We start from the raw sequence: 6002 nt of genomic DNA on the forward strand, positions 1-6002 counted from the left end.
TGAACCTGCGACCTCTGGGTTATGAGCCCAGCGAGCTACCGAGCTGCTCCACCCCGCGTCACAAGGATCGAGTTTAGCAGAGGCTCGGCGTGCTCGTTGACTCAGCCCTCCGAGGCGGCGATGGCGCGCTCGACCGCGTCCTGCATGTCCTGGTCGGCCTGGGCTGCGGCGACGAGGTCGTTGCGGGCGTAGGCGGCTTCACGCTCGGCGAGGGCCGCGCGGTAGTCCTGCAACGCCTGCTGCAGCTCGGTGTTGCCCGCGTCCGGATCGGTGGGCGTCGTCGGGTCCGTCGGCTCGGTGGGGTCCGCCGGGTCGGTCGGCGTCACCGGAACGTCGCCGTCCCCGGCATCCGCCCCCGAGTCGCCGCCGAACAACTGGTCGAGCGCGGCATCCAGCGTGTCCTCGTAGGCGATCTCGTCGCCGAACGCGACGAGCACCTTCTGCAGCAGCGGGAGGCTCGTCGTACCCGTCGAGCGCACGTAGACCGGCTGCACGTAGAGCAGGCCGCCGCCGACCGGCAGGGTCAGCAGGTTGCCGCGGATCACGTTCGACCCGCCCTCCTCGAGCAGGTTCAGGTCGACCGCGACCACCGGGTCGGAGTTGAACGCGTTCTGCACCTGACCAGGCGCCGGCACGGTGTTGTCCTTCGGCAGCGTCAGCAGCGTGAGCTTGCCGTAGTCGTCGCCGACGTCGGAGTTCACCGAGAGGAACCCGGTGAGGATGTTCTGGCTGTCGCCCGACGTGCGCGGGATGAAGGTCGAGTACAGCGTGAACGCCGGCTCGTCGGTGCCGGGCACCTTCATCGTCAGGTAGTACGGCGGCTGCGCGATCTCCTCGGCCTCGGTCGGGTCGTCGGGCGTCGTCCAGGCGTCGGTGCGCGAGTAGAACGAGATCGGGTTCGTGACGTGGTAGGTCGCGAGCACCGACCGCTGCACCTTGAACAGGTCGGCCGGATAGCGCACGTGAGCGAGCAGGTCGTCGCTCATCTCGTCCTTCGACGTGATCGTGCCCGGGTAGACCGCCTGCCAGGTCTTCAGCACCGGGTCCTCCTCGTCCCACGCGTAGAGGGTGACCTCGCCGCTGTAGGCGTCGACCGTGGCCTTGACCGAGTTGCGGATGTAGTTGATGTCGTCGATCGCGTACGGCTGGGCCGGCGTGTTCGAGTCGACGATCGTGTCGGAGAGCGACTGGATGCGCGAGTACGGGTAGCTCGCGGTCGTCGTGTAGCCGTCGACGATCCAGAGGATCTTGCCGTCGACGATCGCCGGGTAGGTGTCGCTGTCGACCGTCAGGTAGGGCGCGACGTTCTTGACGCGCTCGATCGGGTCGCGGTCGTAGAGGATCTGCGAGTCGTCGTTCACCTGACCGGAGAGCAGGATCTCCTCGGACTGGAACTTCAGCGCGTACACCAGGCGCGTGAAGAGCCCGTCGAGCTGCGGGCCGCCGTCGCCGGCGAACGTCGTGTAGGCGTTGCCGTCGCTCGACCCCGACGGGTAGTCGATCTCGATGTCGGCGTCGGTGCCCTCCGGGCCGCCGACGATCGAGTAGGCGGGGGAGTTCTCGCCGAAGTAGACCGCGGGCTCGTACTCGCCGAGGCCTCCGGTCGACGGGATGCCCGACTCGAGGAACACCGGCTCGCCGCGCGCATCGCGCTGGTTGCCGTAGGCGGCGACGACGCCGTAGCCGTGGGTGTAGACGAGGGCGTTGTTGTACCAGCTGTCCGTCGGGTCCTGGTTGACCTCGCGCACGGCGATGACGGTGTCCTGGGTGCTTCCGTCGATCTGGTACCGGTCGACGTCGAGGTTGTCGGCGAAGGTGTAGTACTGGCGCACGCGCTCGAGCTGCTGGAACGTCGGCGACACCTCGGTCGGGTCGATGATGCGGATGTTCGCGGTCGTCTCGGCGTCGTCGCGCAGGGCGCCCGGCTCGGCATCCGCCTGCGCCGTGTACGGCACCTCTTCGACGTCGTCGACGCCGTAGGCCTCGCGCGTCGCGTCGATGTTCTTCTGGATGTACTCGGCTTCGAGCTGACCGGCGCTCGGCTGCACCTGCAGCCGGTCGACGATCGCCGGGTAGATCGACCCGATGACGAGTCCGGAGACGACGAGCAGTGCCGTGCCGATGAGCGGCAGGCGCCAGCGGCCGATGACGGCCGTCACGAGGCAGAGCACGGCGACGAGACCGGCGATGCCGGCGAGGATCGCGAGCCCGGGGATCCGCGCGTTGACGTCGGCGTAGCCGGCGCCGGTGAAGATCTCCTTCTGGTCGGTGAGGGTCGCGTACTGGTCGAACCAGATGCTCACGCCCTGCAGCGCGATGTAGACCGCCGCGGTGATGGCGATCTGGATGCGGGCGCGGCGGGTGACCCGCACCTCGCGGCCGGAGACCTGGATGCCGCCGTAGATGTACGACGTGGCGAGCGCGGCGAGGCCGGCGATCAGGACGACCGCGGAGGCGTACGCCAGGATGCCGCGGTAGAGCGGCAGTTCGTAGACGTAGAACGCGATGTCGAGCCCGAACTGCGGGTCGACCTGCCCGAAGGGCGTGCGGTTGAGGTACTGCAGCACGGTCTCCCAGCGGGTCGCCGTCGAGACGCCCATGAAGAGGCCGAGCACGAGCGGGATGCCGATCATCGCGACCCGGCGCAGCGGCTCGATGACCTGCTGGTAGCGGTCGAGCTGCGAGTTGAGTTTGGCGTACACCGGGCGGGCCCGGAAGGCGAGGGCGATGCTGAGCCAGACGACGAGCGCCATGCTGACGAACCCGATGGCGAACATCGCGGCGAAGGCCGCCCAACGGGTGGTGAGCACCTCGAGGAAGCCGAGCTGGTCGAACCACAGCACATCGCTGTAGAAGCCCGAGAACACGAAGAACGCGATCACCAGGACAGCGACCACAGCCGCCGTGATGGCGAGCGCGGCTCGGGTGCGGTTACGGGCGGGCGGGGCGGCGGGCGCAGGGCGGGTCGTCGACAACGTCGGCTCCTTCGGATCGCGAGAAGCTTACGGGGCGATCGCTGCGAGATGCCCGGGGAAGTCGGGCGTTCGCCCAGGGCTCAACCCGCTCAGCCGCAGCGCGCGAGGTCGCCGGTGCTTCCGGACGCGATCGACTCGACGGTCTCGATCGCCTCGTCGAGGGTCTCGACCGAGAAGACCTCGAGCCCCGAGGGGATGCGCCCGACCACCTCCGCGCAGTTCGCGGCCGGCGCGAGGAACCACTCGGCCCCGGCCGCCTGCGCGCCGTACATCTTCTGCACGATGCCGCCGATCGCGCCGACCTCGCCGCTGCCGCCGATCGTGCCGGTGCCCGCGATGTGCTCGCCGCCGGTGAGCTCCCCGGGCGTGAGTTTGTCGTAGATGCCGAGGGCGAACATCATCCCGGCGCTCGGACCACCGACGTTGTCCAACTGGATGCGCACATCGATCGGGAAGTCGTAAGTCGAGGCGGCGAAGACGCCGATGACCGGCGAGCCGTCGGACTCGGAGGCGACCGGGGTCACGGTGACGGTCCGGTCCTCGCCGTCCCGCCGGATTCCGAGCTGCACAGGGGCGCCGACCCCCGCGCCCACGAGTTCGGCTTTGAGCCCGTCGACATCCGTGATCGCGCGCCCGGCGGCGGTCAGGATCTCGTCGCCCTCCTCGAGGACGCCCTCCGCGGGCGCGCCCTCGATGACCCCCGCGATCGTGAGGATGCTGTCGAACTCGACGTCGAGCTCGGTGAGCGCGGCGGCGACGGCATCCTGCTGCGAGGTGTTCATCTGCAGCGCGCTCTCCTCGTCGGCCTCGTCCTCGGTCTGACCTTCCGGGTAGACGGCATCGAGGGGCAGCACCGCGCGGCTCGGATCGAACCAGGCCTGCGCGACGTCCAGCCACGACAGCGGGTTCTCCCGCGTGCCGTTGAGGTACACCGTCAGCAGGTCGAGCCGCCCCGATGTCGGGTACGTCGTCTCGTCGGGGATCTCGATGAGGGTCACCTGGTCGCCGGCGGCGTTCTCGACCTGACCGAGGGTGTCGTAGACCGGACCGGGCCGCTCCACGACGTACGGCGACGGTGCGGTCGCGAACGCGGCGGCACCGACCACGGCGGCCACGAGCAACCCGAAACCGAGGACGGTGGTCCACGGCGGACGGTAGGCGGGCTCGTGCGGCACGACGTCCTGCGGCATGGGGTCCTGCGGCACCGACACGCCGATCCTCGTCCTTCGCTGACGGCCCGTGTTCGCCAGGGGCGCAGAGCCTCTCCCGGCCCACGCCGAGATGCTCGGGCTAGCGTAGTTGCCATGGCCGAGAACCCGCCGCGCGACGACTCCACCGACCCGGAAGGCGTCGGCGACGGAAGCGACGAGTTCCGCGACATGCTGCGCGACTTCCTCGCCGGCGACACCGACCTCGACCCCGCCAAACTGGCGAGCGCCGCGGGGCTTCCCGACGACCCCGAGATGGTGAAGCGCCTCATCGGCCAACTGCAGCAGGCGTTGCAGAACAGCGGCGACGGCATCAACTGGGGACTCGCGACCGAGCAGGCCCGCGCCCTCGCCGGACGGTCCGCCGTACCCTCGACCCCCGCCGAACGCAGCTCGATGGAGCAGGCGCTGCACGTCGCCGCACTCTGGCTCGATGAGGCCACCTCGATCAGCACCCTCACCACCGAACCCGTGCTGCTCACCCGCGCCGGCTGGGCGGAAGCCACGATGCCGGTGTGGACCCAGCTCGCCGAACCGGTCGCCAACTCGATCGCCGACGCCCTCACGAACGTGCTCGACGAGCACGCCACCGGGGAACTCGAGGGGATGCTCGGCGGTGCCGGCAAACTGATGCGCAACATCGGCGGCACCCTGTTCGCCATGCAGCTCGGCCAGGTGGTCGGGCAGCTCGCCGCCGAAGCCGTCTCCGGCGGGGATGTCGGCATCCCCCTGCTCGACGGCGACGTGAAGCAGGCCGCGCTCGTGCCGCAGAACGTCGACGACTTCGGCCGCGGGCTCGACATCCCCGCCGACGAGGTGCGCCTCTACCTCGCCGTGCGCGAACTCGCCCACGCGCGACTGTTCCGGCACGCCAAGTGGCTGCGTCTGCACCTGCTCACCCAGATCACCGACTTCGCCCGCGGCATCCACATCGACACCACCCGCCTCGAAGAACTCGCCGCCGACTTCGACCCGCAGAACCCCGAAGAGCTGCGCGCCGCGATGACCTCCGGCGCCCTCATCCCGCCGAAGACCGACGACCAGCTCGCCGCCCTCGCCCGGCTCGAGACGATGCTCGCCCTCATCGAAGGCTGGGTGGATGTCGTCACCGCCGCGGCCACCACGCGGTTGCCGCACGCCGTCGCCATCGCCGAGACCGTGCGACGTCGCCGCGCCGCCGGCGGCCCCGCCGAGTCGGCGTTCTCGACCCTCGTCGGCCTCGAACTGCGCCCCCGGCGCCTGCGGGAGGCCGCGGCGATGTGGCAGGCCGTGCACGACGCCGTCGGTGCCGACGGGCGCGACGACCTCTGGTCGCACCCCGACGTGCTGCCCTCCGACGCCGACGTCGACGACCCCGCCGCGCTCGTCGCCCGCCTCTCCGGCGGCACCCCGGAGCCCGACGACATCGATCGGGCCTTGGAAGAGTTGCTGGGTGACGAGACTGGTGACCGTCCCTCGGAGCCATCTGCGGGTTGAGTGCCGCGCGCAGCGCGGTGTATCGAAACCCCCTCTGAGCTACTCGCTCCGGAGCGGCGGGAAGCGATCTCCGAGTGAAGAGCGGGGACCCCTACCCCGATTCACTCGGAGATCACTTCCCACCCCTCCTGTGGATGACGCCGGTTGCCGTCGGCTCGGCGGGGGCATCCTGACGGGCATGGTGTTGCGACTCGTCTCGGACCTCCCGCTGCTGTGGCGCACGCCGTCGAGCGTGCAGTTCGGGTCGGAGGATCCGGTCGTCGTACTCGAGGACGTGACCGCGGGCGAAGATCGGCTGCTGGCGACGCTCGGGGCGGGGATCTCCGAGTCGGGGTTCGCGATG

3 protein-coding genes and 1 pseudogene are annotated in these 6002 nt (G+C 69.9%); 2 read left to right on the plus strand and 2 right to left on the minus strand.

What is annotated here, in order from left to right; all coding sequences use genetic code 11:
- Window positions 1–101 precede the first annotated feature (101 nt).
- Window positions 102–2975 (minus strand): UPF0182 family protein, encoded by a 2874-nt coding sequence (locus tag ACILQS_RS14940; RefSeq protein WP_395640917.1) that lies wholly within the window; start codon window positions 2973–2975, stop codon window positions 102–104.
- Between the two features lie 89 nt (window positions 2976–3064).
- A complete protein-coding gene (locus ACILQS_RS14945) occupies window positions 3065–4186 on the minus strand; it encodes a PDZ domain-containing protein (RefSeq protein ID WP_395640918.1) in 1122 nt (373 codons plus the stop codon).
- A gap of 93 nt (window positions 4187–4279) precedes the next feature.
- Here ACILQS_RS14945 and ACILQS_RS14950 point away from each other — a divergent pair, with 93 nt between their 5' ends.
- Both ACILQS_RS14950 and ACILQS_RS14955 read left to right on the plus strand, forming a co-directional pair.
- On the plus strand, window positions 4280–5659 hold the full coding sequence (locus tag ACILQS_RS14950; RefSeq protein WP_395640919.1) for a zinc-dependent metalloprotease: 1380 nt from the start codon (window positions 4280–4282) through the stop codon (window positions 5657–5659).
- Window positions 5660–5789: 130 nt separating this feature from the next.
- Window positions 5790–6002 (plus strand): annotated as a pseudogene (locus tag ACILQS_RS14955) (hypothetical protein); the annotation flags it as partial.

The sequence above is a fragment of the Pseudolysinimonas sp. genome (genome assembly GCF_044239695.1).
Lineage (GTDB): Bacteria > Actinomycetota > Actinomycetes > Actinomycetales > Microbacteriaceae > Pseudolysinimonas_A.